The sequence below is a fragment of the Agrobacterium sp. 22-223-1 genome (assembly GCF_053522385.1).
On record NZ_JBNWCN010000008.1, the window covers coordinates 71,754 to 98,144 of the forward strand.

Annotated in this window: 24 protein-coding genes; 17 read left to right on the forward strand and 7 right to left on the reverse strand. The window is 60.1% G+C overall.

The window, feature by feature from the left end; translation table 11 throughout:
- Window positions 1-43 precede the first annotated feature (43 nt).
- Window positions 44-1,855, reverse strand: coding sequence for a protein-disulfide reductase DsbD (dsbD, locus tag ACQZ60_RS24375; protein WP_448736307.1), 1,812 nt, complete (start codon window positions 1,853-1,855; stop codon window positions 44-46).
- 125 nt (window positions 1,856-1,980) lie between these two features.
- Here dsbD and ACQZ60_RS24380 point away from each other — a divergent pair, with 125 nt between their 5' ends.
- From ACQZ60_RS24380 to ACQZ60_RS24390, 3 genes are all read left to right on the forward strand, one after another.
- Window positions 1,981-2,640 carry a response regulator gene (locus ACQZ60_RS24380; RefSeq protein WP_035264295.1) on the forward strand — a complete coding sequence of 220 codons (660 nt, stop codon included), beginning with the start codon at window positions 1,981-1,983 and terminating at the stop codon, window positions 2,638-2,640.
- On the forward strand, window positions 2,640-3,998 hold the full coding sequence (locus ACQZ60_RS24385) for an ATP-binding protein (protein ID WP_035264298.1): 1,359 nt from the start codon (window positions 2,640-2,642) through the stop codon (window positions 3,996-3,998). The genes ACQZ60_RS24380 and ACQZ60_RS24385 overlap by 1 nt, the downstream gene beginning before the upstream one ends.
- 80 nt (window positions 3,999-4,078) lie before the next feature.
- Window positions 4,079-4,780, forward strand: a complete 702-nt coding sequence (locus ACQZ60_RS24390; protein WP_245285056.1) for a L,D-transpeptidase — start codon at window positions 4,079-4,081, stop codon at window positions 4,778-4,780.
- Window positions 4,781-4,919: 139 nt separating this feature from the next.
- On the opposite strand, the gene ACQZ60_RS24395 is transcribed toward ACQZ60_RS24390, so the two are convergent.
- Window positions 4,920-5,768 (reverse strand): LysR family transcriptional regulator, encoded by an 849-nt coding sequence (locus ACQZ60_RS24395; protein WP_035264323.1) that lies wholly within the window; start codon window positions 5,766-5,768, stop codon window positions 4,920-4,922.
- A gap of 103 nt (window positions 5,769-5,871) precedes the next feature.
- Here ACQZ60_RS24395 and ACQZ60_RS24400 point away from each other — a divergent pair, with 103 nt between their 5' ends.
- A complete protein-coding gene (locus ACQZ60_RS24400; protein ID WP_035264300.1) occupies window positions 5,872-7,206 on the forward strand; it encodes an aspartate aminotransferase family protein in 1,335 nt (444 codons plus the stop codon).
- On the opposite strand, the gene ACQZ60_RS24405 is transcribed toward ACQZ60_RS24400, so the two are convergent.
- Together ACQZ60_RS24405 and ACQZ60_RS24410 are read right to left on the reverse strand one after the other, a co-directional pair.
- The gene (locus tag ACQZ60_RS24405; RefSeq protein ID WP_448736308.1) at window positions 7,203-9,308 is read right to left on the reverse strand and encodes a sensor histidine kinase; all 2,106 of its coding nucleotides are present in this window, start codon (window positions 9,306-9,308) and stop codon (window positions 7,203-7,205) included. The genes ACQZ60_RS24400 and ACQZ60_RS24405 overlap by 4 nt on opposite strands.
- Entirely contained in the window at window positions 9,305-10,045 is a 741-nt protein-coding gene (locus tag ACQZ60_RS24410) for a response regulator transcription factor (RefSeq protein ID WP_003503937.1), read from the reverse strand. The genes ACQZ60_RS24405 and ACQZ60_RS24410 overlap by 4 nt, the downstream gene beginning before the upstream one ends.
- 239 nt (window positions 10,046-10,284) lie before the next feature.
- Between ACQZ60_RS24410 and ACQZ60_RS24415 the strand changes: the two genes are divergently transcribed.
- The 4 genes from ACQZ60_RS24415 to ACQZ60_RS24430 all read left to right on the forward strand — a co-directional run bounded on the left by ACQZ60_RS24415 (window position 10,285) and on the right by ACQZ60_RS24430 (window position 15,810).
- Entirely contained in the window at window positions 10,285-11,283 is a 999-nt protein-coding gene (locus tag ACQZ60_RS24415; RefSeq protein WP_035264306.1) for an ABC transporter substrate-binding protein, read from the forward strand.
- Between the two features lie 113 nt (window positions 11,284-11,396).
- Window positions 11,397-12,422, forward strand: a complete 1,026-nt coding sequence (locus ACQZ60_RS24420; RefSeq protein WP_020810126.1) for an ABC transporter substrate-binding protein — start codon at window positions 11,397-11,399, stop codon at window positions 12,420-12,422.
- 98 nt (window positions 12,423-12,520) lie between these two features.
- Complete coding sequence (locus ACQZ60_RS24425) at window positions 12,521-14,752, forward strand: ABC transporter permease (protein ID WP_448736309.1); 2,232 nt, start codon at window positions 12,521-12,523, stop codon at window positions 14,750-14,752.
- Window positions 14,749-15,810, forward strand: a complete 1,062-nt coding sequence (locus tag ACQZ60_RS24430; protein ID WP_080850863.1) for an ABC transporter ATP-binding protein — start codon at window positions 14,749-14,751, stop codon at window positions 15,808-15,810. Before ACQZ60_RS24425 ends, ACQZ60_RS24430 begins: the two co-directional genes overlap by 4 nt.
- Before the next feature lie 75 nt (window positions 15,811-15,885).
- Here the strand turns inward: ACQZ60_RS24430 and ACQZ60_RS24435 are convergent, their stop codons facing one another.
- Window positions 15,886-17,922, reverse strand: a complete 2,037-nt coding sequence (locus ACQZ60_RS24435; RefSeq protein ID WP_448736310.1) for an oxidoreductase — start codon at window positions 17,920-17,922, stop codon at window positions 15,886-15,888.
- Between the two features lie 141 nt (window positions 17,923-18,063).
- On the opposite strand from ACQZ60_RS24435, the gene ACQZ60_RS24440 reads away from it, so the two are divergent.
- The 4 genes from ACQZ60_RS24440 (at window position 18,064) to ACQZ60_RS24455 (ending at window position 21,843) form a co-directional block, all read left to right on the forward strand.
- Complete coding sequence (locus ACQZ60_RS24440; protein WP_304981710.1) at window positions 18,064-18,705, forward strand: TetR/AcrR family transcriptional regulator; 642 nt, start codon at window positions 18,064-18,066, stop codon at window positions 18,703-18,705.
- Between the two features lie 161 nt (window positions 18,706-18,866).
- A complete protein-coding gene (locus ACQZ60_RS24445; RefSeq protein ID WP_059755161.1) occupies window positions 18,867-19,541 on the forward strand; it encodes a response regulator transcription factor in 675 nt (224 codons plus the stop codon).
- A gap of 35 nt (window positions 19,542-19,576) precedes the next feature.
- Window positions 19,577-20,995, forward strand: coding sequence for a sensor histidine kinase (locus ACQZ60_RS24450; protein WP_448736311.1), 1,419 nt, complete (start codon window positions 19,577-19,579; stop codon window positions 20,993-20,995).
- A gap of 218 nt (window positions 20,996-21,213) precedes the next feature.
- Window positions 21,214-21,843 (forward strand): outer membrane protein, encoded by a 630-nt coding sequence (locus ACQZ60_RS24455; RefSeq protein ID WP_448736312.1) that lies wholly within the window; start codon window positions 21,214-21,216, stop codon window positions 21,841-21,843.
- 132 nt (window positions 21,844-21,975) lie between these two features.
- Here ACQZ60_RS24455 and ACQZ60_RS24460 read toward each other — a convergent pair whose 3' ends face one another.
- Window positions 21,976-22,365, reverse strand: a complete 390-nt coding sequence (locus ACQZ60_RS24460; protein ID WP_059755155.1) for a hypothetical protein — start codon at window positions 22,363-22,365, stop codon at window positions 21,976-21,978.
- Between the two features lie 440 nt (window positions 22,366-22,805).
- On the opposite strand from ACQZ60_RS24460, the gene irrA reads away from it, so the two are divergent.
- From irrA to ACQZ60_RS24480, 4 genes are all read left to right on the forward strand, one after another.
- Window positions 22,806-23,342, forward strand: a complete 537-nt coding sequence (gene irrA / locus ACQZ60_RS24465) for an iron response transcriptional regulator IrrA (RefSeq protein WP_448736313.1) — start codon at window positions 22,806-22,808, stop codon at window positions 23,340-23,342.
- A gap of 194 nt (window positions 23,343-23,536) precedes the next feature.
- On the forward strand, window positions 23,537-24,076 hold the full coding sequence (locus ACQZ60_RS24470; RefSeq protein WP_020810137.1) for a peroxiredoxin: 540 nt from the start codon (window positions 23,537-23,539) through the stop codon (window positions 24,074-24,076).
- Between the two features lie 13 nt (window positions 24,077-24,089).
- On the forward strand, window positions 24,090-24,662 hold the full coding sequence (locus tag ACQZ60_RS24475) for a hypothetical protein (protein ID WP_020810138.1): 573 nt from the start codon (window positions 24,090-24,092) through the stop codon (window positions 24,660-24,662).
- 40 nt (window positions 24,663-24,702) lie between these two features.
- Window positions 24,703-25,110, forward strand: coding sequence for a pyridoxamine 5'-phosphate oxidase family protein (locus tag ACQZ60_RS24480; protein ID WP_031233851.1), 408 nt, complete (start codon window positions 24,703-24,705; stop codon window positions 25,108-25,110).
- Window positions 25,111-25,161: 51 nt separating this feature from the next.
- On the opposite strand, the gene ACQZ60_RS24485 is transcribed toward ACQZ60_RS24480, so the two are convergent.
- On the reverse strand, window positions 25,162-25,593 hold the full coding sequence (locus ACQZ60_RS24485) for a MarR family winged helix-turn-helix transcriptional regulator (protein WP_004433168.1): 432 nt from the start codon (window positions 25,591-25,593) through the stop codon (window positions 25,162-25,164).
- 206 nt (window positions 25,594-25,799) lie between these two features.
- Between ACQZ60_RS24485 and graD the strand changes: the two genes are divergently transcribed.
- Complete coding sequence (gene graD, locus ACQZ60_RS24490; RefSeq protein ID WP_020810141.1) at window positions 25,800-26,339, forward strand: FADH(2)-dependent resorcinol hydroxylase reductase component; 540 nt, start codon at window positions 25,800-25,802, stop codon at window positions 26,337-26,339.
- Window positions 26,340-26,391 lie beyond the last annotated feature (52 nt).

A 26,391-nucleotide genomic window follows, 5' to 3' on the forward strand; every position in this document is an offset into this window, starting at 1 on the left:
TTATTGGATACCGGCAATGCGGCAGGATTGATCGCGACGTCGTTCACGGAGGCGATCCCTGCGCCCTGCGAGCCGATGCTGCCAGATCTGCGGCCGAGAATTCGCCGATCAGCCGTGTTGCTTCCGGCTCCTTTCGGTTGCTGTCGAGAAAAACCATCGTGGGCGGACCGACCACCTTCAATGTCGAAAGCAACGCCTGTTTATTCGCGTCCAGTTTTGTCAGGTCCAGGCTGACGAGGTTCACTCCCTTCAACGCTTCAACCACATCGGGTGCGGTTAAAAGTGAGCGTTCGATCGTGCGGCAGGTCACGCACCAGTCCGCTGTCACATAGAGGAGTGTCGGTTCCTGTGGCGGCGAGCTGTCGAGCCGGGCTCCCAGGCTTGCGATGGAGGAAACCTTCTGGAAGTCGCTTTTCTTTATCGATGCGAGCGATCCGGAGCCGCTGGCGGAACTCAGCGGCTTCAGGGGAGAGAGCGGATCCGTTGCGCCGATGCCGAGACCGACAAAGATCAAGATTGCCCAGATAATGGATGCGAGACCCGTCGTGCGGGAAAGCACGCTAACACCGGACTTTTGATCGCCGGCCCCTGCACCGAAAGCAAAAACGCCGAAGGAAAGGGCAAGTATTGCCCATCCGAGCAATGTCAGCCGTTCCGGCATGAGCGGTGTTGCCAGCCAAAGCGCGGTGGCCAGAAACATGAAGCCGAAAATCTGGCGCACTTTTTCCATCCACAGCCCTGCTTTCGGCAGCGCCTTGCCGCTTGCGGTCGCCATGATGACGAGGGGAATTCCCTTGCCCAGTCCAAGGGCAAATAGTGCGGCGGCACCGATGACGACATCGCCGGTGCGGGCAATATAGAGAAGCGCACCTGCCAGGGGAGCCGTGACGCAAGGTCCGATGAGCAATGCCGAGGAGAAGCCGAGCAGCATCGCGCCGGGAATCGTGCTCGCGCCCTGCGGTGATTTCGCAAACCGGGCAGAGATCACGGCGGGAAGCTGAATGTGGAAAAGGCCGAAATTTGCGAGCGCGAGGACGGCGAACAGGATGGATATAGCAGCTACTGCATAGGTCGATTGCAGTGCGACCTGAAGGTTTTGCCCTGACCATGCGGCGGCCATTCCCATCAGCCCGAAGGCGGATGCAAGCGCAAACGCATAAGACACGGACAACAGGAAGCCGCGCCGCGCGGTCAGTTTTTCACCTTCCCGGGCGAGCATGGCCGCAACGATCGGATACACCGGGAAAACGCATGGCGTGAAGGCGAGCAGTAATCCGAAACCGAGAAATCCGGCAAGAAGCAGGATCAATCCGCCATCCGCCAGCAGCAGATCGACCGCCGTCTGCGCGCTATCCTCCGCCAGCGAAAATCCTTCCTGTGTGGCGTCCATGGAGACGCCGGCCGAAGCCTGTGCGGCTTTAGCGAAGCTGTTTTGGGAAAACACACCTTCAGCGCTCACGGTCAGGCTTGCCATGTCGACCGTTTTGGTGGTCGGCGGATAGCAGAGCCCCTTGTCCTGGCAACCCTGATAGGTAAGGCGGAATTTTGCCGGCGCTTCGGCAATCGATGCCGTTGCGGTCTTGTAGTAAATCTCGGTAAAGCCGAAACTGGGGTCCTCTTTCATCTCGCCGGGGAGGGACCGGATTTCCAGTTTGCGGCCGTCCTCGCCTTCTGCGCTCAGATAGTCACGGTAGAGATAATAGCCGTCATTGATCGCCCAGCGAATGATGGCGCGGCCGTCGTTTCCTCGCTCGACCGTTGCCTTGAACGCCTGGTCCATGGCAAGTGGTGTTTCCAGCGCGGCCGCCGGGGAGACGACCCTGAAAAGCGCCAGAATCACAAATGTGAACGCCAATATGCGCATCCGGCATATCCTTTCATGTATTCTTCCATGCCGGGACTGATCTCGCCGGGAGCTTAAGGCAGGCTTAAGCTGGGGCGTGCATGGCAAAATTGGATGGACCGCTTGCGGAGGCATGATTGCGAATTCTCATTGTCGAAGATGATCCGATCCTGCTCGACGGGTTACGGGAAGGTTTGAAGCTGAGCGGCTTTGTCGCGGACGGCGTGACAACGGCCGCCGATGCGTCGGAGGCGCTGGCGACGGATAATTTCGATGCGGTCGTGCTTGATCGAATGCTGCCGGACGGTTCCGGACTGGATGTCCTGAACGGCTTGCGTCGCAGTGGAAACCGGATTCCCGTCCTGCTCCTGACGGCCAAGGATGAGGTTGGAGACCGCATCGACGGTTTGGATGCGGGTGCCGACGATTATCTTGGCAAACCTTTCGATCTGGATGAGGTTGCCGCCCGTCTGCGGGCGATCATGCGCCGCGCCGTTGGGCGGGCGAGTGCGCAGATCAGTCTGCGAGGGCTGACGCTGGATCCCGCTTCGATGCAGGTTCTTCGGGATGGGTCGACCGTAATCCTGTCGCGCCGCGAGTTCTCGATCCTTCATGCGCTCATGGAAAGTCCCCAGGCAATTCACTCCAAACAGGCACTGGAAGAGCGTCTCTACGGCTGGCAGGAGGATGTGGAGAGCAATACGATCGAGGTGCATGTGCATAAGCTGCGCGCCAAACTTGGAAGTGCCGCCATCGAAACGGTGCGCGGGGTTGGCTACAGATTGGGGATGCCCTGATGCGTTCGATCCGGTTGCGGCTTTTTGCGATCCTGCTGGCGACGACGGGAGCCCTCTGGCTGCTTGCCGTCATGTGGACCTATTTCAGCGTGCAGCATCAGGTCGAGCGGGTGCTGGACGCGCGACTGATGGAAGCCGCCCGCATGGTCAGCTCGCTCCTCACCGATCACCATATCAATGTGGCTGCCGCCGTGGATGACACGAAAGCCACCGACACCGCTTCGCCGTTCGATCTTCAGGGGGACTACCGACGGCAGCTCTCCTGCCAGATATGGTCGCTTCAGGGGCAACTTGTCAGCCGGTCGGAAAGTGCGCCGCGTGAATCGCTCACAGACAATCGCGATGGGTTTAGCGAAACCATCGTCGATGGTGTCCGTTGGCGTGTCTTTGCGGTTGTGAATCCGAACCTCAATGCCCGTGTTCTTGTGGGCGACAGTCTGGAGATACGCGACAGGCTGGTTGCCGATGTGGTCAAGGGGCAACTCGTTCCGGCCGTTGCCATTTTGCCGATCCTTGCGGTGCTGATCTGGCTGAGTGTTGGACAGGGGCTGGGACCGCTCAACAGGATCGCCATGTCACTGGGGTTGAGGTCTGCGGATGAACTGCACGCCATCGAAAACAGGGACACGCCCAGCGAAATCAAGCCCTTGCTCAGATCGCTGAACTCCCTCTTCCTGCGGGTGGAGGCAGCCCGCGAGCGTGAGAAGACGTTTATCGCCTATGCCGCCCACGAGTTGAAGACCCCGCTTGCCGGATTGAAGACACAGGCTCAGGTGGCGCTGCGGAGTAAAGAGGATGATGTTCGAGACAAGGCGCTGGCGCATATTTCGACGAGCGTTGACCGGACCGGGCGTCTTGTCCGCCAGCTTATCGACCTGGCGCTCGTCGATTCGGCGGATCGCGGCGACGGGATCGAGACGGTGCGGCTCGCAGGGATAATGGAGGACATTCGTTCCGATCTTGAAGCCCAGAGCAGCAGGCGTGGCATCTCCGTGAAACTTCGCATGCAACCGGATGAAATGGTGACCTTGAGAAACGTGAATCTCCTGCGTCTGGCCCTGCGCAACGTGATCGAGAATGCGATTCAGTATTCGCCGGAAGGCTCATGCGTTGAGATTTGTGCACTGAAGAACGGTCCCAGGGTCGAAATCGAAGTGACGGATCAAGGGCAGGGCATAAATCCGGAAGATCAGGCGACTTTCAGGGAGCGGTTCAAGCGAGGGCATTCGGCCCATGGCGAGGGCAGCGGCCTTGGCCTGGCGATTGTCGACATGGCGATGCGAAAGCTCGGCGGGGAACTTGATTTTCGTCAGGCTGATTCCGGTTTCGTCGTGACGCTCATTCTGCCGCAGGAGTGACCGGACTACCGTTTAAGGCAGCCTTAAGGTTGGAGCTTCAGCCACGTTTTATAGGCTCCAACCAATTCCAGCAGGCTCTCATGATTCGTCTAATTGTTTCTCCTCGCAGGCCGTTGGCCGTCGCGTTGACAATCTTCCTCACCGCTTGCGCAAGCAATGCCGACCGTATTCCTGGCGCTGCGCCGCGCCCTTCCAATGAGCGCGTCGAAGATCGGGAGGCAGCCCCAATCGGAACCGACCCGATGCTTATGTATGGCGAAAAGACCGATGCCGGTTTTCATATTGCCGGCGTTAATACCGGAAAAATGAATCCCGAGTTCGTGCGGCAGGTCGTAAGCTATGCCACGGACGAAAAGCCCGGTACGATCATCGTCGATCAGCGAGCACGTTTCCTTTATCTGATTCAACCCGGCAATAAGGCGATCCGATATGCCGTTGGTGTCGGCCCTGTTGCGCGGGCCTTCGATGGTGGCGACGCGACTATTGCGCGAAAAGCAGCCTGGCCCCGGTGGATCCCAACACCTGAGATGGTCGCAAGGAACCCCGCGCATTACGGCCCGAACAAGGATGGAGTCGATGGCGGCCCGTCGAACCCGATGGGTGCCCGAGCGCTGTATATGCATAAGGATGGCAGAGACACATATTATCGCGTTCACGGCACGAATGATCCAGGCTCAATCGGCAAGGCTGTATCGGCCGGCTGCATTCGCCTTTTGAATCAGGATATCATCGACCTCTACAACCGGGTAAAGCCCGGTGCCCGGATCGTTGTACAAGGATAGCGTGGAGCCGCTTGATAGCCTGGCGAGGTTCCAGACGATTGTATCCTGCGTGATTGAAACGGAAGTCGTGAATATCTCGAGACCCGTGCCGCTGTTAGCCACGGCAGCCCGTCGCTTCGAAGCCCGGATTAACCTAACGCTAGAGGCTGAGACCGGGAAGAACGGTGCGGATGTGATTGCCCAGCGCCCTTGCTGCCGAAGATGTCTGCGTATCGGCAAACTCGATGGCAATGCCGATCGTCGGCAGGGGTGGTAGCCCGCTTTTGACGATATGAAGGTCAGCTGGCACGGCTGTCCTTGTCAGCACGCTGATGGCGTGCCCGGAGCGCGCGATTGCGATGAGGCCGGAAAGGCTGTTGCTGGCAAAGGCGACGCGGTAGCGGCGATTGGCGGCTTCCATGGCGTCGCATGCCGCGCGGTGATCCAGCGTCACGGGCGCGGAGAGTGCGAGCGGCAGCACATCCTTGGCGAGGAGATCCGGCTCCGGCCTGTCCGCCACCCAGACGAAGCTTTCCCTGCGGAGCACGTCGCGGTGATCCGGATCGGATTGCGAAACCAGCGCCATGTCGATCTGGCGGCGCTGCAGCAGCGGACGCAATTCCGTCGTGGGCGCGCAGACCATGCGCAGATCGACTTTCGGGTAGGTGCCGAAGAAGCCTCTCAGCAGTTCCGGCAGGAAGGCGATGGAATAATCTTCAGGGCAACCAAGGCTCACGGTTCCCTGCAGCGTCGCCTCGCCCATATCGGCAAGGATTTCATCATGCCGGGCAAGCAGGGCGCTGGCATGGGCAAGCAGTCTCTCGCCCGCCGCGGTTACGCGCACTCCCGAACCCGTTCGCTGCAGCAGAGTATGGCCGACCAGCTCTTCCAGCCGCTGCATCTGGGTGCTGAGCGCGGATTGGGTGCGCCCGATCTGCGCGGCGGCGACGCTGATGGAGCCAGTGCGAGCGACAATGATAAAGTTCTTCAGCAGGGTAAGGTCGAGCATGGCGATATCAAAATTATCGATATCGGAGTAAAATACTATCAATTGGACTGAAGTGGCAATGGGTTGTTATGTTTCGGCAAGATAAACTCTTGGGGAATGTGCCATGGACAAGCTTGCGAAGAACTTCGCCTCGCTCAATGACGAACCGGCTTTCTGGGAGGCCGCCAATAAACATCTGACCCGCTACGGACCGGCCTTCGAGGAGATCATCGTCGAACGTGCTGAGGGAAGTTTCGTCTATGATGCGGATGGGCGCGCCATTCTCGATTTCACCTCCGGCCAGATGAGCGCTTTGCTCGGGCATACCCATCCGGATATCGTCACCACCGTCAACCGGCAGATGGCATCGGTCGCACATCTCTTTTCCGGCATGTTGTCGCGCCCGGTCGTCGACTTGGCGGCGCGGCTGGCGGCGCTCGCGCCGGGTCTCGATCGCGTGCAACTGTTGACCACCGGGGCCGAATCCAACGAGGCGGCGATCCGCATGGCGAAGCTCGTCACCGGCGGGCATGAGATCGTCGCTTTTGCGCAGAGCTGGCACGGCATGACCGGCGCTGCGGCCTCCGCTACCTATAGCGCCGGCCGCAGGGGTTATGGCCCGGCCACGGCCGGCTCACTCGTTATTCCCGCGCCGAATGCCTATCGTCCGCGCTTCAAGAACCCCGATGGATCGAATGACTGGCAGGCGGAGCTCGACGATGCCTTCGAACTGATCGATCGCCAGTCGACCGGCAATCTTGCCGCCTTCATTGCCGAACCGATCCTGTCGAGCGGCGGTATCCTTGAACTGCCGGCCGGTTATCTCGCTGCGCTAAAGAAAAAGTGCGAGGAGCGCGGCATGCTGCTCATTCTCGATGAAGCCCAGACCGGTGTTGGCCGGACCGGGCATATGTTCGCTTTCCAGCGCGATGGTGTGACGCCCGATATCATGACGTTGTCGAAGACGCTCGGCGCCGGCCTGCCGCTTGCGGCGGTGATGACGAGCGCAGAGGTCGAACAAAAAGCCTTCGAGAGGGGTTTCCTCTTCTATACGACTCATGTTTCCGATCCGCTGCCGGCCGCTGTCGGCGTGACGGTTCTCGATGTGGTGGCGCGAGATGGTCTGGTGGAACAGGCGATTGCCCGCGGGAACCGTTTGAAGGAGGGGCTGCTCTCGCTGCAGCAGCGGTTCGAATGCGTTGGAGACGTGCGCGGGCGCGGGCTTTTGCTCGGACTTGAAGTCGTCGCCGACCGGCATACGAAAGCCCCGGGTTTCGAACTCGGTGCGCGCATCATGCAGGAGGCGATGTTGCGTGGCCTCAGCATGAATATCGTCAAGCTGCCCGGCATGGGCGGCGTCTTCCGCATTGCGCCGGCGCTGACGGTATCGGATTCGGAAATCGACCTTGGGCTGGAGATACTGGCGGATTCGATCGAATCCGCACAGCTCGCCCGCTAGGTGTGACCGGCATTTGCCGGGAATGTCAGTTCCACCCTCGCGCCTTCGCCGGGTCTGGAACTGATATGCGCTTCGCCGCCGCTCTGGCGCACGAAACCGTAGACCATGGCGAGGCCGAGACCTGCACCGCCATGGTCGCCCCGCGTGGTGAAATAGGGCTCGAAGGCCTTGTCCACGGCCTCCGACGTCATGCCGATGCCCTCGTCGGTGACGGCGATCACCAGCGTATCTTTTCCAGAGGCGGCCTCGATCGAAATCAGGCCGCCATCGGGCATGGCGGCTGCGGCATTGAGGCATAGATTGAGAATGGATTGCTCAAAGAGGGCAGGGTCCAGCGGTATCGAGGGAAGATTGTCATCGGTATCAAGCGCGATCCGGCATTTGGGGCCGACGGCGATTTCCAGAATATCGGCCATGCCCCGCAGCAGGCTTGCGACATTGATGACGCTTGGGTGGATCGGCTGCTGGCTGCCGATGGTGAGCATGCTGGTGGCCAGAGACCGGCCGCGGTCTGCCGCCTTGCGGATACGGGCGATGTGCCGCTTCTGGCGATCGTTGAAACCGGCTTCCCGTTCCAGAAGGCCGAGGCTGCCGGTGATGATGCCGATCATGTTGCCCACTTCATGGCTGAGCTGGTGGGTCATGCGCATAATGCCATCAAGCCGTTGGGCCTTCACGGCTTCCGCTTCCTGACGGTCGAGAGCGGTCACATCGCGGGCGAGCAGCACGATGCCGCCATCCGGCTGGCGTGACATCGAGACTTCGATCACCCGCTGATCGTCAGTGCGATGGCGCACGACTGCGCGGTCGAGCAATTCCCCCGGCTCTGTATCGAAGGGCAGTAGAGCCGGGTCGATTTCCGGGATAGGTTCGACAAACCGGCGAAGCGGCAGTTTTCGCGACGAGCCGGAGCGTCCGACGAGTTCGATGATGCGGCGGTTCATGGTGATCGGCCGGCCAGCCGGATCGAACAGCGCTATTCCCTCATTCATGTTGCGGAAGGTCGAGCGGATGGTGCGGGCCGCCGCTTCCGCCGTGCGCCTGAGGCGCGAGACGCGATCGACGCTGTCGTGGAAGGCGCGGAATGCATCGAGCAGCCGGATCAACTCCGTCTCGGGACCCGTATAGGAGGGCGGCCCGACGTCCTTTTCCCCCTTGGCGAGGGCATTCATGCCGTTGGAGAGCGTCACGATCCCGCGCGAGACACGCATCACTGAGCGGATCGAGAAGATTGCCACGATGAGAACCAGAAGGGAGGCCACGGCGACAATGATCAGCAGCCGGTTGAGAGCATCGGAGGTCGAGATCAGGTCTTCGTTCAGGCTTCGCGCAACCGCGTCGCCCTGGGTTTCGGTCACATGGGAAAGATCGCGCGAGACGGTGTGAAGCCGGGAGACAGAGGCGCGGATCGCGAACATTTCCAGAAGGTAACGGCTCTGGGCCTCGAATACCCTCTCATAGGGCCGCAGTTCGGCGACAGGCAGGCGCTCGCCCGGATAACCCTGCTGGCGCGCCGTTGTTTCCGCCACGTAGCGGCGGCGCAGTTCGCCAAGCTGGAAAAGGCTGTCGGATGCGGATGCGGCCTGCACGATGCCGTTCATTCTTCGACGCAGTTCCGGATCGAGGATGCCCTGACCGGTGGCGATTTCGCCGAGCGCTGCTGCCGCTTCCGCCTTGTGCCCCTGCGCCGCGTCGGCATCCTTTGCGAGGTCCAGTGTCTGCGCCCTGATAAGCTGGAGCAGTTCAACGATACGCTCGCTCGCAAAACCGCGTGCGGCCCGTTCGCCGCTGTCTGGACCCGTCATCTGCAACAGCAGGTCGACCTGCTGGACCACGGAGCGGCTTTCGCTGGAAACGCGATAGGGCGAGGCGGCATTCATCAGAAACGGGGCGCTGGAGACGAGATCGGAGACCTGCCGCGAGACCAGTGAGGCCTTGGCGAGACTGGAAAAGGCCTGCAAGCCGTAGGCTGCCATTTCATCGCGGGCGCGCTGCAGGCCGTAAATGGCGATGGCGGAAAGGCTGAAGACGAGGATGCAGGTAAAGACGATCGCAAAGGGCAGGCGAAAGGCGATGGAGGAAAGGAAGGAGCGGCTGATCACGGGGAAAGCTCGCCCTCATCGGTATGCAGGACATAACCCTTGCCGCGTCGCGTCTTGATGTGACGTGGAAGATCCGGGTTACGCTCGATCTTGCGCCTGAGCCGCAGCACCAGCACGTCGACATTTCTGTCGATATAACGGTCGCTTTCCGAACCCAGCCTGTCGAGAATCTGGGAGCGGCTGACGGGCTGGTTGGGTGTTTCTGCGAGAATTTCCAGAAGTGCGAATTCGGCACTGGTGAGCGTGCGGCTGCGGTCGGCGAGGCAGACGGCGCGGCGCGCATCGAGATCGATCGCCCAGTCGCCGAGGCGCAGCGCTGTGCGGCCGTGGTCACGCTCGCTGTCCTTGTCCTGTTTCAGCGACGGGATTGTTCGCCGCAGGACGGCCTTGATCCGCGCCGTGAGTTCAATCGGTTCGAAGGGTTTGACCACATAATCATCGGCGGCCGTTTCCAGACCGAGTACCCGGTCGGCAGCACTGCCGGCGGCGGTGACCATGACGATACCGATGTCGATCTGGCTGCGCAGCCGCTGGGCAAAGGTGCGCCCGGATGTGCCGGGCAGATTGTGGTCGACGAGGACGAGCTCCATCCTGTCCTTTGCCAATATCTCATCCGCCTCCTCGGCGGAGCGCGCGCAGGTGGGCAGCCAGCCCTCCGCCTCGATGAGGTCCGAGATGAGCTCGGCCATATCCGGATCGTCCTCGACGATCAGAATGCGAACCTTCTGATTAAGCACTGCATATTCCTCCCGCCATCATCATAGGCATGGCGGCGGCGATCTTCAAAGGTTCGCTGGTTATCTCCCCTGTCATAATTGTAATAACTGTAATCTTGTTCGGCGGTGCGGTGAAAGATTGGTAACCATTCTTCGATTGCGGTGCGGGCTGGATGTGACATGCTGTTGGTGGAGACTGGAACGGGGAGGTTCCAGGCAGGGAGGCTTAATTGAAAGCATTGACCGCACTTGCGGCGAGCATGGTCCTATGGCTGTGCGGCGCAGGGCATGGCATGGCCGAGCCGAAGTTGAACGTCCTGTGCGGCGTCGACGAGGCCTGGTGTTTGACCATGAAGCGGGCTTTCGAAGCCAAGATCGGTCTCGAGATATCAATGGTGCGGAAGAGCACCGGCGAAATCCTCGATCAGATCCGTGCCGAACGATCCCATCCCACGGTTGATGTCTGGTGGGGTGGTACCGGCGACACCCATTTGCAGGCGGGTTCGGAAGGGTTGCTGGATGAATACCGACCCGTCCATCAGCAAGATTTGTTGCCCTGGGCGCAGAATTTCTCCGTGATGTCTGGGTCTCGGTCTGCCGGAATCTATGCCGGCGCGCTGGGTTTTGCCTATAATTCGGAACTGCTTGCGAAGAACAATCTGCCGGCGCCGACCTGCTGGAAGGACTTGGCGAAGGATGTTTATCGCGGCCATATCCTGACTGGCAATCCGAACTACTCCGGTACGGCTTTCACCATGCTGGCCACTCTCGTCCAGCTGTTTGGCGAGGAGGAGGCTTTTGGTTTCATGGCAAAGCTCAACCAGAACGTCGTGAGCTATACCAAGGTTGGTGCAGCGCCGGTCAAGGCGGCGGCGCGGGGCGAGATCTTGATCGGGATTTCCTTCATGCACGATGCCGTGACCCAGAAGATCGAAGGTTTTCCGCTGGTGATCGTCGCGCCGTGCGAGGGCACCGGTTATGAAATCGGGGCTGTCAGCATCGTCAAGGGCAATCGCAACGCGGCGCTTGCGCAGGATTTCGTGGAATTTGCGCTGAGCCCGGAAGGGCAGGCGACCGGGGCTGCTGCCGGCCAGAACCAGGTGCCTTCCAACGCCCGGGCGACATTGCCGCTGACCGCACCTGATATATCGATGATCAAGATGGTGGACTACGACTTCGCCACCTTCGGACAGCCGGAAGAGCGAAGTCGGTTATTGAGCCGCTTCGACAGCGAAATCCACCCGACCCAGACCCAGTAGGGCCAAAACCAACACCCCAAAAAGACAGCGCGCGTGCCGCAAGGCGCCGCGACCGGCAGCGCCATGTCTGCGCGCGGCCCAAGAATTCAGACGCAAGCTACAGGAGGATAACCATGCGACTGACGATGCTTTCCACCCTGCTTTTTGCCGGCACGGCACTAAGCGCCGTTTCCGCGCAGGCGGCGGGCGAACTCAACCTGATCTGCTCGGCCGATGTCGTCATCTGCGAACAGATGAAGGGCGACTTTGAAAAGTCACACGACATCAAGGTCAACATGGTGCGCCTGTCTTCGGGCGAGACCTATGCCAAGGTGCGCGCGGAAGCCCGCAACCCGAAGACCGACATCTGGTGGGCCGGCACCGGTGATCCGCACATGCAGGCGGCGTCCGAGAACCTGACGCTCGAATACAAGTCGCCGATGCTGGACCAGTTGCAGGACTGGGCCGTGAAGCAGGCGGAAAGCACCGGTTACAGGACGGTCGGCGTTTATGCCGGCGCGTTGGGCTGGGGCTACAACACCGAAATCTTCAAGTCCAAGGGTTACAAGGAGCCGAAGTGCTGGGCCGATCTGCTGGCACCGGAGCTGAAGGGTGAAATTCAGATCGCCAATCCGAATTCGTCCGGCACCGCCTATACGGCGCTCGCGTCGCTGGCGCAGATCATGGGCGAGGATCAGGCGATTGATTATCTAAAGAAGCTCAACGCCAATATTTCGCAATATACCAAGTCCGGCTCGGCACCGGTCAAGGCGGCGGCGCGCGGTGAAACCGCGCTCGGCATCGTCTTCATGCATGATGCGGTGGCGCAGACGGCGGAAGGCTTCCCGGTCAAGTCCATCGCGCCCTGCGAAGGCACGGGTTACGAGATCGGCTCCATGTCGATCATCAAGGGTGCGCGCAACCTCGACAATGCCAAGACCTGGTACGACTGGGCGCTGAAGCCGGAAGTGCAGTCGCGCATGAAGGACGCCAAGTCCTTCCAGCTGCCCTCCAACAAGACAGCGGAAGTGCCGAAGGAAGCGCCGAAGTTCGAAGACATCAAGCTCATCGACTATGACTTCAAGACCTATGGCGACCCGGCCAAGCGCAAGGCGCTGCTGGAACGCTGGGACCGCGAGGTCGGTGCGGTCGCGAACTGATCTGAACCGCTGATCTTAACTCCGGCGACAGGCATCCCGGCTTTTTAAGCCGGGGTGTCCGCCACTCTTTCATCGGCATGAAACAAGCGAGGTCGGCCATGACACGTGGCAATCGCAGGCTGGACATCGTCCTGGCGCTCGGGGCTTTTGCCCTCATTCTTCTTCCCTGGTATCGCATCGAAGGCGGCTTTTTCAGCTTCCGCTGGCTTTCCGGATTTTTCTCTTCCGCCAGCAATGCGCCCGGTGTGCTGCAAATATTGTCCTATGGAAAACCATGGCTGGTCGGCGTTGTCCTCTTCTTCCTCGCTGCATGCCTTGTCCGGTCCATCCGTGATCCGATGCGGCGCGGCGGGCTGCTTGCCGTCATCGGCGCTGCCGGTCTTGTTTTCCTCGCCTTGCAGGGGCTGGCCATCGGCTTTACCGGCTGGAGCTGGACGGTGAGCGAAAACCTCTTCGGTGTGCTTGCCGATGGCCAACCCTCCATGGGTGCCGGTGCCGTCGTCATCTCGTTCGTCTTCGTGCTGCTTTTCGCCTTCGGTCTTGCCGAACGCGGCGTGATGAAAGGCGACGCCTTCGTCGTCGGCGCCATTTCCGTTCTGGTTTTCCTCGTCACGGTGTTTGTCTTCTATCCGATTGGCAGCATGCTGGTCGCCTCCGTTCAGGATTTCGATGGCTCCTTCAATGCCGATGGCTTCATCCGCAATATTCAGGATCCCGGCATCTGGAGCCTTGGCTGCGTGATGGGCGAAGAGCGTTGCGGCGTTGCCTGGCGGACGCTATTTCTGGCGCTGATGACCGCTTTCGGTTCGACCGTGCTCGGTCTTGGCTTTGCGCTGATCGCCACCCGCACGCGCTTTCCCTTCAAGAAGGGCCTGCGGCTTCTCACCGTTCTGCCGATCATCACGCCGCCTTTCGTCATCGGCCTTGCCCTGACGCTGCTTTTCGGCCGCGCCGGTGTTGTCACCGAGTGGCTTTCCTATCTCTTCGGCATCGAGCCGGGCCGCTGGCTTTATGGCATGACCGGCATCTGGATCGCGCAGGTCCTGTCCTTCACGCCCATCTCGTTTCTGGTGCTGATCGGCGTGGTCGAAGGTGTCAGCCCGTCTATGGAAGAGGCTTCGCAGACGCTGCGCGCCGACCGCTGGCGCACCTTCTGGCGGGTGTCGCTGCCGCTGATGAAACCCGGTCTCGCCAATGCCTTCCTCATCGGCTTCATCGAGAGCATGGCGGATTTCGGCAATCCGCTGGTGCTTGGCGGCACCCATGGCGTGCTGTCGACGGAAATCTTCTTTGCCGTCGTCGGTTCGCAGAACGATCCGTCCCGCGCTGCGGTTCTGGCGATTATCCTGCTGTGCTTCACGCTTTCGGCCTTTCTTGCGCAGCGCTTCTGGCTGGCGGGCAAGAATTTTGCGACGGTGACGGGCAAGGGCGACAGCGGCGCGCATATCGCGCTGCCGCGCGGCCTGTCCATCGGCGTTCACGCCGTCGTGGTGCCGTGGATGGTCTTCACCATCGTTGTTTATGGCATGATCCTTGTGGGCGGTTTCGTAAAGACATGGGGTCTCGACAATTCCCTGACCCTAGACCACTACGTCCGCGCTTTTTCCATCAGCTTCTCCAATGGCTCGATTGCCTGGACCGGCGTGGCCTGGAACTCGTTCTGGACGACCATGAAGATCGCACTGGTTTCGGCACCGCTGACCGCCGCCGTCGGTCTTTTGACCGCCTATATCATCGTGCGGCAGAAATTTGCCGGACGAAACCTCTTCGAATTCGCGCTGATGATGAGCTTTGCCATTCCCGGCACGGTCATCGGCGTCAGCTACATCATGGCCTTCAACCTGCCGCCGGTGGAAATGACCGGCTCGGCGCTGATCCTGATCGCCTGCTTCGTGTTCCGCAACATGCCGGTCGGCGTGCGCGGCGGCATTGCGGCGATGAGCCAGCTGGACAAGAGCCTCGACGAGGCCTCGCTGACGCTGCGGGCCAATAGTTTCCGCACCATCCGCAAGGTCATCCTGCCGCTCTTGAGGCCCGCGATCACGGCCGCACTGGTCTATTCCTTCGTGCGCGCCATCACTTCCATCAGCGCCGTCATCTTCCTCGTCAGCGCCGAATACAACATGGCGACCTCCTATATCGTCGGCCTTGTCGAGAACGGTGAATATGGGGTGGCGATTGCCTATTCCTCCATGCTGATCGTGGTGATGATCACCGTCATCGCAGGCTTCCAGCTCATTGTCGGCGAGCGTCGCCTGCGGCGCGAAAACCGCGTCGCCGGCCTGCCCTCCGCTTCCTCCGTTCCTCTCGCTCAGGAGAAAACCGCATGATTTCCGTAAAGCCCGGCTCCGTCACCTTTCAGAATGTCCGCAAGACCTTCGGTGCCTTTACCGCCATTCCCGACCTGTCGCTCACCATCGAGCCCGGCACGCTGGTCACCCTGCTCGGTCCCTCCGGCTGCGGCAAGACGACGACGCTGCGCATGCTGGCGGGCCTCGAGCATCCGACCTCGGGCCGCATCCTCATCGGCGACAAGGATGTGACCATGCTGCCGGCCAATGAGCGCGACGTCTCGATGGTCTTCCAGTCCTATGCGCTTTTCCCGCATATGACGGCGGTCGACAATGTCGCCTATGGCCTGCAGTCCTCCGGGCTGCGCAAGGCGGAAGCGCGGGAGAAAGCGGAAGAGGGGCTGAAGCTCGTCGGCCTTGCCGGCATGGGCCATCGCCTGCCTGCCGAACTTTCCGGCGGTCAGCAGCAGCGCGTCGCGGTCGCCCGCGCGTTGGTGCTTGAGCCGCAGGTGCTGCTGCTGGACGAGCCGCTTTCCAACCTCGATGCCCGCCTTCGCCGCCGGGTCCGCACCGAAATCCGCGAATTGCAGCAGCGGCTGGGTTTCACGGCGGTTTACGTGACGCATGATCAGGATGAGGCGCTGGCCGTTTCCGACCGGATCATCGTGATGAAGGATGGCGAAATCGCCCAGTCTGGTGCGCCACGCGATCTCTACGAAGCTCCGGCCTCCGCCTTCATCGCCGATTTCATGGGCGAGGCGAATGTCGTCGGTTGCGAGGTCATTGGCGTTGAGGGCGCCGATGCGCTGATCCGCGTCGGGGGGATCGATCATCGGGTCGCGGCCCGCAACGCCCGGCCGGGTCCCGCAGAGCTTGCGGTCCGCCCCGGCTCGATTTCCATCGGACAACCGGGCGGGCAGGGGCTTGCCGGCCGGGTGCTGCACAGCGCCTATCTCGGGGGTCACGTTGAATATGAGGTGGAAACCGATATCGGTACCCTTTTCATTGTCGACCATGCCGTGGAGACCAGCCTGCCGGCGGCGAGCGATGTGACGCTGGGGTTCAAGAACCGGGGCATTGCCTTGATTCAGGCTTGAAGCCGCCGCCGATCCCGCATTCCTGTCGCGACAGAGGCAGTTTTGGTCTGCCTCCGTCTGTCGGGAAGGCGGGTCTCAAATATCCTTTGCCAGACGAAGCGCATCGTAGATCGCCGCATGGGTATTGCGCGCGGCGACCGCATCGCCGATCCGGAAGAGCCGGTAGGCGCCTTCCGGGTTGCGCTCGACCGCTTGGGCGGCTCCCGCAAGCAGGGCTTCGTAGGAGATTTCCCCGAGATTCTTCGAACCGGCTTTGAGTTCGAAATAAAGGTCATCCAGCGGGATGGTGCCGTGGTTGACGACGATCTGGTCGACGGTTCTCGATTTCGTCACGCCGCCATAATCGCTGCCGACATGGGCGACAAGCTGGTTGCCGTTTCTTTCCGCCGCTTCCAGCCGGTAGGTAACGGTGAAGGTGACGTCGCGTTTCTGCAGCGAGCGCATATAGGGAACGAGGTTCATCGCCATGACTTCCGGGGCAAAAGCGCGGTCAGGCGTCATGATCTCCACTTTCGCTCCGGCTTTTGCGAGGAATTCGGCGGCCTGCAGACCTGCATGATCGCCGGCATCGTCGAAAACCAGCACATTCGTTCCCGGCTTGACGTCTCCTGAAATGATATCCCATGCCGAGACGACGAGATCGTTGCCCTTCGAAAGCACATCGGTGTGCGGCAATCCGCCGGTGGCGATGATGACGATGTCAGGGGTTTCCGAAAGAACCGTGTCCGCTTCGGCCCAGTTGTTGAAATGAAAGGTGACGCCCAGCCTCTCGCACTGGCTCATGCGCCAGTCGATGATGCTGATCATCTCCCGGCGGCGTTCGCTTTGCGCCGTTAGCCGGATCTGGCCGCCGGGATTGTTGGCGGCCTCGAACACGACGACCTCATGGCCGCGTTCGGCACAGACGCGCGCGGCCTCGAGCCCGGCCGGTCCAGCGCCGACGATCACCACCTTCCGGCGTTCCGCCGCTTTGGGTATCTCGTGCGGCATGGTTTCTTCACGGCCCGTTGCCGCATTGTGAATGCAGAAGGCGAGACCGCCCTGATAGATGCGGTCTAGACAATAATTGGCGCCCACGCAGGGGCGAATATCGTCCTCGCGTTTTTCCATTATCTTGCGCACGATATGCGGATCGGTCATGTGGGCGCGGGTCATGCCCACCATGTCCACCTTGCCGGCGGCGATGGCGTGGCGGGCGGTAGCGACATCGGGGATCTTGGCGGCGTGGAATGTCGGGAAGCTGGTCGCGGCGCGGATTTCACCGGCGAAATCGAGATGCGGCGCATTGGCCATGCCCTGAATGGGGATGACGTCGGTCAGGCCCGGGTCGGTGTCGATATGGCCCCTGATGACATTGAGATAATCGATCAGGCCGCTGTCCTTCAGGCGTCTGGCGATTTCGATGCCCTCTGCCTTCCCGGTGCCGCCCTCAAGACATTCGTCGGCGGTATAGCGAACGCCGAGGATGAAATCGTCGCCCACGCGTTCGCGCATCGCCCTGAAGACGTCGAGACAGAAGCGCATGCGGTTTTCGAGCGGGCCGCCATAAGGGCCGTCCAGTTCGTTGGTCAGCGGCGAGACGAACTGGTCGATGAGATGGCCATAGGCTTCCAGCTCCACCCCGTCCATTCCGCCTGCCTTCATACGTTCGGCGGCGTCGGCGAAGTCCTTGATGATACGCTCGATATCCCAGTCCTCGATCTTCTTCGGAAAAGCCCGATGCGCCGCTTCGCGGTGATGGGATGGCGCAAGGATCGGCAGCCAGTCGCCCTTGTCCCAGCGGGTGCGGCGGCCGAGATGCGTGAGCTGGATCATGATCGCAGAACCCTGTTCATGCACGGCGTCGGTCATTTCCCGGATCCACGGGACGATTTCATCCTTGTAGGCGAGCAGGTTGTTGAAGACGGGCGGGCTGTCCCTGGAGACAGCGGCGGAGCCGGCCGTCATTGTGAGGGCGACGCCGCCCTTCGCCCGCTCCACCGTGTAGGCGCGATAACGTCCCTTCGGCATGCCATCTTCGGGATAGGCGGGTTCGTGCGAGGTGACGATGATGCGGTTGCGCAGGGTGAGGTGTTTTAGCTGGTAGGGCTGAAGAAGGGGATCGCTCGACATAGCCTGCTCCAAAAGGGTTTCTGTCTCAAGGCTAAGCGGGAATGTACACTTATGTCAATTTACAAAACACAATTGTCTTTCCTTTTGACATGAGTGTACATCGCGCTTGTCGCGAAGAGACCGATTTGCTACGAACGCGTCATGGAAGCGACATTGAACGACACCGGCTGGCGCGGATCGCAGGAAGGGTGGCTTGAGGCCGCCTATCAGGCGTTGCTGGAATCGGGCGTGGATTCCGTCAAAATCCTGCCATTGGCGAAAAAGCTAAACCTGTCGCGCACGAGCTTCTACTGGTTCTTCAAGGACCGGGAAGAATTGCTGGCCGCGCTTGTCGCCCGCTGGCGGGAAAAAAATACCGGAAGCATCGTCCGGCAGTCGGAGGCCTATGCCGAGACGCTGGCCGAAGCCATGCTCAATGTTTTCGACTGCTGGCTGGATCCCGCGCTTTTCGACAGCAGATTTGAATTCGCCGTTCGAAGCTGGGCCCTTCAGTCCGATGAGATTCTTGCGGAGGTTCGCAAGGCCGACGAGATGAGAATGGCGGCGCTTGCACGCATGTTCGTGCGGTTCGGCCACAATGAAAACACGGCGGATGTGCGTGCCCGGACCACCTATCTGGTGCAGATCGGCTACATTTCCATGCAGTCCGAGGAAGATGTGGCGGTGCGGATGCAGAGGATTCCGGACTATATCGCCATCTATACCGGTGAGATGCCGCAGCGGCGTGAGCTTGACCGGTTTTATGCGAGACACGGGTACAGGCCTGCAACAGCGCAACCGTGACATTTCCAGAGTGACGTCAGCGTAAAAACGCACGCAATGCCGTCGGATTATGTGCTGTAAGGTGGTAGAAGACGATTTGTCTGCTCGCCCTCCTGCAATGTAGCTGCAACATTTTTCGACCAGTGGTGGGGATGGCAAGAATCCATCTCTGGGGAACGTCATTGCGAATCTTGCTTCTTGAGGATGAACCCGAAATGGCGCGCGCGCTTCTTGAAGCCCTGCGCCGGCGCGATGTTCTTGCCGATCATGTCAGCACCATCAGCGATGCTGACGCCCTTGCGCGGGACGGGTCCTACGATGTGCTGGTTCTGGATCGCCGTCTTCCCGATGGCGAGGGGCTGAACCTGGTGGCTTCGCTTCGCCGGAGCAGGCATTCCGTGCCTATCCTTGTTCTGACGGCGCTTGGAAGTGTCGATCATCGTGTCGACGGGCTCGATGCCGGAGCGGATGATTATCTTGCCAAGCCCTTTGCGATCGAGGAGCTGCTCGCCCGCCTCAGGGCTCTCCACAGACGCGGCCCTTCTCTTTCCGACAAATATGCGCATTTCGGAAATCTGAGCATCGATCCGCGCAGCAATGAAGTCAGCATTGCCGGCTCCATCATCGAGTTGCGGCGTCGGGAATATCTGGTGCTGGAGGCGCTGATGCGGCGTCCGAACCGCATCGTCACGCGGTCGAACCTGATCGAGGCGGTCTATACGCTCGATGACGAGATCGAATCCAACGCTCTCGATGCGCATATTTCCCGGATCAGGAAGAAGCTGGCGCAGGCTGACGCCACCGTGGAGATAAGGGCCGTGCGGAATATCGGTTATCTCATCCGGTTGAAGACATGAGACAGGAGCGTAATCGATCCCTGCGATGGGAGCTGATGAAGCGCCTTTTCGCATTGCAGGCGTTCCTGCTCGTCCTTTTCGTCATCCTTCTCATCGGCTGGATATGGATCATCGATCCACGGCTCGAAGGTGCGAATGAAGAGGCTGCCCGTATCGTTGCGGAGAGCGTGACGAAGGACGGACAGGGCAGGCCGCAACTTTCGGCGACGCCGGAGCTGGCGGAGCTGAAACGGCGCTATTCTAATCTCTGGTTTGTGGTGCGCGACGCCAATGACATCGTATTGCAATATGGCGCTGTCCCACCGCCCGCCCTGTCGGCCGTATTTCCCCGAAGTTTTGACCGTGCGCGTCTGGAGGCGGCCGGAACGCTCCGCGCCACCGTTGAAAACCGCGATACAGCCGCCGGGCGGCTTCAGTTCATTGCCGGGACGGAGGAAGGAATTCCCAATGACGGGCTGAGTATCTGGATCAATGTTCAGCTGGATCTGGAAAAGGATGCCGAGGGCGCCATCCGCTGGCTGACCGTGCTGCCGGCGCTGGGCTTCATCATTCTCATCGCCGTCGTGCCCATGCTGATCCTGACGGGCATCGCGACATTGCTCGTGACCCCGCGGGCGGTCGGTCGCTCTTTGAGCGGGCTGATGGAAACCGTGAAGCAGGCGCAGTCCATCGATTTCGAGAACCGTTCCGAGCGTATCGATCGTTCGAAAGTTCCCCTTGAAATCATCCCGCTGGTGGATGCCTTCAACGTCGCGCTGTCGAGGCTCGATGACGGGTATAATCGCCGCAACCGCTTTCTCGCCGATGCGGCGCATGAGCTGCGGACGCCGATCGCAATCGTACGCACCAGAGCCGACCTCTTGCCCGATGACGCGCTGAGCCGTCAGATCAGGGCCGATATCGACCGCTTGACCCGCGTTGCGCATCAACTACTGGAGATGCAGGCGGTGGGTGCAGTGAAACTGCCGGCGGAGCCGCGCGATCTCAACAAGCTTGTCGAGCGCATCGCGACCGATCTCGCCCCGATTGCGATGGATGCCGGTTACGAGTTCGATTTCGAGCCCGGCGAGGGCGAAGTCGTCTTCACGGTGCAGACGTCGATTATCGAGATGGCGGTCGTCAATCTCGTGCGCAACGCGATAGACCATGCCGGCGGCAAGGGTGCAATTACGATCCGGGTCGATCCGGCGGGGGCCATCGAGGTCTGCGATGAAGGGCCGGGCATACCTCTCCCGGAGCGCGCGCAGGTATTCGAGCCGTTTCACCGCATCAACACGAACTCGCCCGGAGCTGGCCTTGGGTTAAATCTGGTCCAGAAGGCGGCGGAGCTTCATTGCGGCCGTGTTCTGTTTGTCGATCTCAATCCCGGCTTTTGTGTCCGGCTCGAAATTCGATCGATAGTTTCGAAAGGCGCTGCGATAATGAAATTTCTTACGATTCGGTTAAGGAAATAGATCTAACTTATTTAAATAAATAAATAATTTCTAATAAAATTCGTTCCATGCAATGCAGGCGCAATTCTCGCGGGGAAAATCCCCTTATCTGCTGAACGCATCCGCATGTCATGTCGGCCGGCGCAGCAGACTAACGGGAGCCGGCTTCCGGTTCTTCAACGCGAACTGAAACTTGGCTGCGCCAGAAGATGGCGCATCGGTTTCGTCTGGAGTCATTTATGTCGATCGTCAAGAAATCGCTTGTCGCCGTGGCCATCGCCGTCGCGGTTGCGGGCAACGCCTATTCCGCTGATCTCACCAATTACAATACGCAGCAATCCTTCGATTACGGCAGTCCGCCGGCCTTCTCCTGGGGTGGGGCCTATGTGGGTGTGCATGGTGGCGTCGCCTCCCCGAAATTCAACCCATTGGCCAGCGGCCGCGGCCTGACGGGGGGTGTGCAGGCCGGGTATAACTTCCAGTTCGGTTCGGGCGTGGTCGGTGCGGAACTCGAAGGGTCCTATCTCGGGAACGAGGCGCGTGTGCCGAACGGTCGTTTGCGGGAGCGTTTCCGGGGCGCGGCCAAGATGAAGGCCGGCGTGGCGCTCGACCAGACGCTGGTTTACGGCACCGCCGGCCTGACCACGACAAAGTTCAAGGACGGAAACGGCGTGACAGGTCCCGATGGCTGGAAACAGGGCTATCTGGTCGGCGCAGGCGTCGAACAGAGTTTCGGCGGGGGCCTGTCGGCGAAGTTCGAATATAATTATGTGAGCACCGGAAATGTGGCCACGACGACCGCCAGCGGCAAATCGAAAACCGATGTCAGCGATCATGTCATCAAGGCCGGCCTGAATTATCGCTTCTGATCGGCCCTTCCCATGACAGATTCCAGGGAGAATTCTTAAAAGAACGCCGCCGCTTTCGGTCTGGAAGCGGCGGTGAAAAAGGGCGGGGCGCGGCACATGCGGAACCGGGCTGAAATTTGAAACCCGGAACGGTCATTCGCATTCGAGCGAAGGTTGCCGGAAGCTCGTAACATACCATTCGCTCCCGGAATTGCGGGTGTAGAAGGTATAGAAGCAGTCGATGCGCTCGATATAGGCCGGCGTTTCGGACACTTCGTAACGTTCGCCACGCCGTGTTGTCCGCATCTCGCCACTCGACGATCCGGCGACAGCCTGCGTCTTGTTTTTCCGCCATTGATAGGCCTGCTGGCCGGGACCCAGACTGTAGATATTGTCCGGCGGCCCATAGTCCAGCATCACGCTGGTGATGGGCGCGCCGATATAGCTTTTCATGACAGTCGAGGCGCAGGCCGTGAGCAGTATCGATGCGCCGGCGATAAGGAAGATTGCTGCCGGGACTGCAAGGGACGATCTGTTGGACATGGAAGTTCCTTTCTGCGGTGACCTTCGCAGGGATAGGAACCGGTTATTGCAAGTACATTGCACGGGAAAAGCGGGGCGAAGCGGGTGGCATCCGCTGAAAGCGGCGATGCCCGAATTGCCGGTATCTGAGGCCGGCGATGTTGCGGCCGATATGTGCCGACAGGCCATTCCGCTATCCTGGGACAGCGCAGGTTTCGTCGTCCAGGAAGCCATCTTTCATCTTTTGCAGTTAAGAATCATTTGCAATAAGGATTGACGCTGGGTTTATTTCCCATATTCTGCTGTTGCGAATGAGTTGCAATTTCGGTTTCCCGGGCGAGTTCAGATGATCGATGTCGAATGTGTCGCTGCCAATGGGTCTATCTGCACGGCGGAGGCGGATGATCCGGCCGGGATCGCAGTTTCTTCCCGCAATTTGTCCCTTTCGATCGGATGTCCAGATGCTTTTTGTCCCTGATGAAACCCGCAAACGCTTCCGCACCGAGGAAGCGATGCTGCGAACGCGGGCAGCGCTGAAACGGGTCGGCCTGCGTCCAACCCGTCAGCGAATCGTGCTTGGCGGGCTTATTTTCCGGGAAGAGCACAGACATTTCACGGCCGACGATCTGCATCGTGAGACCATTGCGACAGGAACGCGGCTGTCTCTGGCGACGGTCTATAATACGCTCAACCAGTTTGCCGAGGCGGGTTTCGTTCGCAGGGTCTGCATCGAGGGCGGGCGGACCTATTTCGACACCGATACCGCCAATCACCAGCATTTCTATGTCGAGGCGGAGGATCGGATCATCGATATTCCCGCCGGCCGGATCAGCCTCGGAATGCTGCCCCAACCGCCGGAAGGATATGTCATCGACAAGGTGGATATTCTGCTTCGTCTTGTGCGTGTGGAGCCGGAGAAACAGGCCCATCGAGGGTGCGGTTCCGCCTGTCGCGATGAGCCTGAACGCCGGGGATTGATGGACGGAGACCTGAAATGACGACCTTCTGGAGAGCCGCCCGCGCCTGTGCGCCGGGCGCGCATTCAAACCCGCTCATCGTCCTATAGCGGCGCAGTCGGTGTCCGCTTTGTGAAAGCCGTCACAGATTTTGGAAATTGCGGCCCGCCTTTCCGGATGGAGGCGGAATGAGCTGCCTTGTCTCGTCCGGCAAACGGCAATGAAAGGAAATCCAAATGCTTACCATTGGTGCAAGACTGCCCGCATTCGACCTCCAGGCGGTTGTCTCCACTGATCCGGCCAATGCTTTTACACGCATCAGCGACACGAGCAGCGCCGGCAAGTGGAAGGTCATCTTCTTCTGGCCAAAGGACTTCACATTCGTCTGCCCTACCGAAATCGCGGCTTTCGGCAAGCTCAGCCCGGAATTCGCAGATCGCGACGCGGTCGTCTACGGTGTCTCGACCGACAGTGAATTCGTCCACCTCGCCTGGCGGCAGAACCACGCGGATCTCAAAGAATTGCCGATCCCCATGCTATCGGACATCAAGCGCGAGTTGAGTGCGGCTTTCGGCGTTCTGCATCCCGTGGAAGGCGTTGCGCTGCGCGCCACCTTCATCGTCGATCCTGAAGGCATCATTCGCTTCGTCACGGTCAACGATCTCGGCGTTGGGCGCAATCCGCAGGAAGTGCTCAGGGTGCTCGATGCGCTTCAAACCGACCAATTGTGCCCATGCAACTGGCAGAAGGGCGACGACGTCCTGAAGGCCGCATAAGTGAGGGTCGAGCATGAAACAGGTTTCAATCCCAGGCGGAACGCAGGCCTTTGCCGCATCGCGTTCGCGAGACTTCGTCGTCATCGATGGCGGCGACCGATATTGGAAGAGGCTGACCGAACGGGCCAATATGGCCTATTCGCAAGGGGAAATTTCGCTTGCGCGCGGCATTTACGGCGATGCGCTGGCGGAAGGGGAGCGGTTGTTTGCCGCCGCCCTCGAAAAGCCCTGCCACTATCCAGCGCCGGTCATCTACAACGTCTCGTGCCATAATCTTGCGGAACTGGAGAATGGTGAGGGCAATTACCTGGAGGCGGAGGGGCTTTACCGGAGAGCTTACGAGCGGCTTCTTGAGGCCGCCCGGTCGTCCTCCTCGCCGATGGCGATGCGGGTCGCCTGCGTGCAGCATCTCAAACAGGCTCTCGCAGCCTTTGCACATCATCTCCGGTCGGGGGGGCGTGACGACGGGGTGATCGACCGTGCGGTTCAGGAGGCATATGGCACGGCCTTTGCCGTCTTCCGTGCGGCCCGCCATGCGGAGCAGGCGGGCGACGATTGCCCGCATTGCCCGATCATTCCGTCATGACGATGAAAGCCCACTCTCAAACACATCAGGATAATGCAACGTGAATACGCTAGACGATACGATGAAATCCTTTCTCGCCAAACAGCTGCCGATCCAGTCGACGGTCAGCAAGGACGGCTTGCCGGATATCGGGCCGAAGCGCTCGCTCAGGGTCTATGACGACAGGACGCTGATCTACAATGAGAATACCGGCGGTCAAACGCTGCAGAACATCCGTGACGGCTCGAAGATCGCCGTCGCGGTCATAGACCGGGAAGCGCTCGACGGCTATCGCTTCGTCGGTCGGCCGGAGATTTTCACCGAAGGGGCTCCGTTTCAGAATGCCCTGGGTTTCGCCGGCAAGGCGGGAATGAAAGAGCCGAAATGCGCCGTGCTTATCCACCTGGAGGCGATTTATACGCTGCGGTCCGGCCCTGATGCGGGCAAGAAACTCTCAAATCCCGAATAGGCGGAAACCTCTGCCGATCATAACGGCCCGCATTTTTCGAATGTGGGCCGTTTAGAGGCCGGCAATGTTGCGGCCGATATGGCGCAGGATGCTTTTGAAGAGTTTTACTTCGGCCGGGTCGAGGCCTTCGATCGCGGTTTTTTCGAACATGGCGGCGATGGGCATGAGTTCATCGGCCAGTTCCTCGCCCTTCGGGGTGAGGGTGATGCGCACGATGCGCGCATTGTCGAGCGGCCGTTCGCGGCTGACGAGGTTACGCCGGACCATCAGCCCCACAAGCCGGGACAGCGTGGAAATCTCCACCGATACCATGTCCGAAAGCTCGGTCAGCGTCTTGCTCTCCTGCTGCCGCAGCGTCGCCAGCACGCGATACATCGGCAGGGTGATGTCATAGGAGGCCAGTCTTACGGAAAAGCGCTCGCCAAGCCGAACGCCCACCCAGTTGAGTAGGTAGGGTACCGAATCGGTGAATTGATAGGACACGAGCAAATCCCCGTTTGAGAACCATCTGCGCAGATGCTGATGTGCGCCTATCGGCTGTACCGGCACAATCCATCCGTTTCAATAGCTTCGCCCCATAAGACACGGGAATGCGGCGTTCTGCCTTTCACAAAAAATGACGAAAAACATTTGCGTTGACAAATATTGCAAATGCAAATAAATAAAAATGCAGGATTTGGGAGGATCTCATGACATCAGCATTGTTTGGCCTGAGCAGCCTTGCGCCTGAAGGCGTCGGTCAGAATTTCCGTTCAACGATGCGTCGTTTCCCGGCGACTGTGACGGTTATCACGGCCTGTGCTTCCGGTGATCAGCGCGATCACGGCATGACGGTCACGGCCGTCACTTCAGTCTCGATGGAGCCGCCGTCCCTGCTGGTTTGCCTGAACAATCGCACCCTGCTGCATGAACTGCTGCTGTGCCGGCCCGATTTCATCGTCAATGTGCTGACGCAGGATCAGATTGCCCTGTCGGACGCCTTTAGCGGCAAGGTGTCGCCGGAAGAGCGTTTCCGCGACGGTCAATGGCAGCGCCACGACAATGGCGTTCTCTATCTGCCCACGGCCCATGCCGCCATCGCCTGCCGTCGGGTTGCGGCGATGCCTTACGGGACCCATACCGTCTTCATCGGGCAGGTTGTTTCGGCCGATGTCAGCGAGACGACACGGCCGCTGCTCTACGAAAACGCCCAATATTGCGCCGCAAGCCCCGCGAGCCTGCCCGCCTGATCATTGCCGCCCAGATAATCCCGGCGGGATAACCTCCGGCCAGCAACATCCG

Bases quoted from the DNA above. Each gene is read 5' to 3' on its own strand.
- ACQZ60_RS24395 (WP_035264323.1), bottom strand. From the start codon at position 5,768: ATGCTCGACCTTACCCTGCTGAAGAACTTTATCATTGTCGCTCGCACT.
- ACQZ60_RS24430 (WP_080850863.1), top strand. From the start codon at position 14,749: ATGATTTCCGTAAAGCCCGGCTCCGTCACCTTTCAGAATGTCCGCAAG.
- ACQZ60_RS24470 (WP_020810137.1), top strand. From the start codon at position 23,537: ATGCTTACCATTGGTGCAAGACTGCCCGCATTCGACCTCCAGGCGGTT.
- ACQZ60_RS24435 (WP_448736310.1), bottom strand. From the start codon at position 17,922: ATGTCGAGCGATCCCCTTCTTCAGCCCTACCAGCTAAAACACCTCACC.
- ACQZ60_RS24385 (WP_035264298.1), top strand. From the start codon at position 2,640: ATGCGTTCGATCCGGTTGCGGCTTTTTGCGATCCTGCTGGCGACGACG.
- ACQZ60_RS24425 (WP_448736309.1), top strand. From the start codon at position 12,521: ATGACACGTGGCAATCGCAGGCTGGACATCGTCCTGGCGCTCGGGGCT.
- ACQZ60_RS24475 (WP_020810138.1), top strand. From the start codon at position 24,090: ATGAAACAGGTTTCAATCCCAGGCGGAACGCAGGCCTTTGCCGCATCG.
- ACQZ60_RS24390 (WP_245285056.1), top strand. From the start codon at position 4,079: ATGATTCGTCTAATTGTTTCTCCTCGCAGGCCGTTGGCCGTCGCGTTG.
- ACQZ60_RS24440 (WP_304981710.1), top strand. From the start codon at position 18,064: ATGGAAGCGACATTGAACGACACCGGCTGGCGCGGATCGCAGGAAGGG.
- ACQZ60_RS24415 (WP_035264306.1), top strand. From the start codon at position 10,285: ATGGTCCTATGGCTGTGCGGCGCAGGGCATGGCATGGCCGAGCCGAAG.
- ACQZ60_RS24460 (WP_059755155.1), bottom strand. From the start codon at position 22,365: ATGTCCAACAGATCGTCCCTTGCAGTCCCGGCAGCAATCTTCCTTATC.
- ACQZ60_RS24400 (WP_035264300.1), top strand. From the start codon at position 5,872: ATGGACAAGCTTGCGAAGAACTTCGCCTCGCTCAATGACGAACCGGCT.
- ACQZ60_RS24450 (WP_448736311.1), top strand. From the start codon at position 19,577: ATGAAGCGCCTTTTCGCATTGCAGGCGTTCCTGCTCGTCCTTTTCGTC.
- graD (WP_020810141.1), top strand. From the start codon at position 25,800: ATGACATCAGCATTGTTTGGCCTGAGCAGCCTTGCGCCTGAAGGCGTC.
- ACQZ60_RS24455 (WP_448736312.1), top strand. From the start codon at position 21,214: ATGTCGATCGTCAAGAAATCGCTTGTCGCCGTGGCCATCGCCGTCGCG.
- ACQZ60_RS24420 (WP_020810126.1), top strand. From the start codon at position 11,397: ATGCGACTGACGATGCTTTCCACCCTGCTTTTTGCCGGCACGGCACTA.
- irrA (WP_448736313.1), top strand. From the start codon at position 22,806: ATGCTTTTTGTCCCTGATGAAACCCGCAAACGCTTCCGCACCGAGGAA.